Source organism: Streptomyces sp. NH27, assembly GCF_056859195.1.
In genome coordinates this window covers 1-1,434 of sequence record NZ_JACEGK010000925.1, presented here as the reverse complement: position 1 = coordinate 1,434, position 1,434 = coordinate 1, and the positions used below count along the sequence as shown (strand labels likewise).

1 protein-coding gene and 1 pseudogene are annotated in these 1,434 nt (G+C 69.5%); one reads left to right on the top strand and one right to left on the bottom strand.

All coding sequences use genetic code 11. The features are described from left to right. Positions 1-216, top strand: a pseudogene (locus AC13HU_RS37135) (TetR family transcriptional regulator); the annotation flags it as partial. A gap of 76 nt (positions 217-292) precedes the next feature. Here the strand turns inward: AC13HU_RS37135 and AC13HU_RS37130 are convergent. Then, entirely contained in the window at positions 293-1,255 is a 963-nt protein-coding gene (locus AC13HU_RS37130; RefSeq protein WP_483046408.1) for an alpha/beta fold hydrolase, read from the bottom strand. Positions 1,256-1,434 lie beyond the last annotated feature (179 nt).

Genomic DNA, 1,434 nt, shown 5'->3' with positions numbered 1-1,434 from the left:
CTCGTCAAGCTCGCATCGCTCTCTTCGGCTCTCACGCAGACCCTGCGGGGCCGCGGCGTAGCGGAGCCCGCCGCGAGCCTCGCCGCCGAAGCGGGCACCGCCGTCTTCCGGGTCGCCTTCGAGCGGTGGGTCGCCGAGACGGACCAGCCACGCGAACTCGCCGACGTCATCGACGAATCGCTCGCCGAGTTCAAGTCCCTCACGGCGGGCGCGTAGGGCCGGTCCGGCGGTGAGGCCGTCCGGCGGTGAGGTCGCCAGGCGGCAGGGCGGTGGGAGGCCGGGCGGTGGGAGGTCAGGCCGCGTCGATGCGTCCGGTGAACTCAAGAACGGCCTTCGCCAGTTCGTCGGGAGCCGTCATCGCGGCATAGTGGCCGGCCCCGTCCAGAGATACCGAGCTGACCTCGGTCGCCGCCGCGGCCTGCGTCATGGTGACGGCCGTGAAGGAGCGTCCGCCGGCGCCGACCGCGAGCACAGGTACGGTCAGCCCCGGCGCATCGGCGAGAGCCTTGATCTCGGCACCCTCGCGCAGCATCGAACGGTAGAGGCCGATCGCTCCTCGCCAGCCGTCGGGCCGCCCGTAGCTACGGACGAATTCGTCGATGTCGGCGGCGGTACTCGTATCCGTACTCGTATCCGCGCCCGTATCCGTGCCCTTGTCCGTGCTCGCATCCGGGGTCGCGCCCGTGGCCGAGAACGCGAACTGTCCCAGGAACTCGCGCTCGCGACCGGTCAGCAGCATCTCGGGAATGCCGGGCGCGGCGAGAGCACCGATGTACCAGGCGCCACCGTGGGTGATGTCGGCCAGCGCCTCCATGCCGAACCCGGGCAGTCCCGTCTCGATCGCGATGAAGCTGCGCACGTCCTGCGGGTGTGTGGTCGCGAGCCGGAAGACGGTCGCTCCGCTGATGTCCTGTCCGGTGAGGTGGACCGGGCCGACGTCGAGCTGTTCGATCAGAAGGTGCAGGTCCTCGGCCGAGGTGGCGCTGTCGTACTCGCCCGGCCCGTTGCCGGAGTCGCCGAAGCCGCGCAGATCGACGGCGAAGACACGATGGCGCGCGGCGAGCAGCGGAATGAGCTTGTGAAAGGCCCACCAGGTCTCGGGAAACCCGTGGACCAGCAGGATCGGAGTCCCGCCGGTTCCCGCCGCCACGTGGTGCAGCGTGGTGCCGTTCACCTCGACGCGGTGGTGGGTGATCCCCGGAAGCGTGGCACCGGCCGGTATGACGTTCATCGTCTCCCCTAACTCGACAACCATGTTGTCCAAACGTTAGCCAACCAGGTTGTCGATGTCCAGACCCCCTGCCGTACCCTTCTGCCATGTCTCGCTCCGGTGCCGACCTTGCGCTGCTCCTGCTGGGAGGTTTCCGCGCGCTGGTGGAAGACGCGGCCGACGAGCTGGCCCTGCGCGGCTACGAGGATGTGCGCCCCGTCCAC